Raw genomic sequence first — 305 nt, 5'->3', positions numbered from 1 at the left:
GTGGCCAGGAGGAATCGCCCCAGGCCCCGCCTCGCCCGCTCCAGCTTCTCCTGATCCACCTCCAGGCGGGCCCGCAGGCGGTAGACCACCGCCAAGGGTCGCTCCCCCTTGCGCGGCCGGCCCACCCGCTCCCATTGGCGTTCCTCCTGCACTCCCAGGTAGACCAGCCGGTGCAAAGGAAGTCGGCCGCTGGCCTCGCTCAGGGCCCGCCGGGCGTCCGCCTCACAGGCGAAGGTCCGAGCCGTCAGCCGGCCCAGGACCTTCCGCGCCTCCCCTTCGGCCCGCGCTATCCGCTGCTGGAGGCT

General features: G+C 73.4%; 1 pseudogene. It reads right to left on the bottom strand.

The annotated features are described in order from the left end of the window. Positions 1-305 (bottom strand): annotated as a pseudogene (locus L0D17_RS13405) (IS1634 family transposase); the annotation flags it as partial.

Origin of the sequence: Thermus thalpophilus, from assembly GCF_022760915.1 — a bacterium.
Taxonomy (GTDB): Bacteria; Deinococcota; Deinococci; order Deinococcales; family Thermaceae; genus Thermus; species Thermus thalpophilus.
This window is presented reverse-complemented; position numbering and strand designations above follow the sequence as displayed.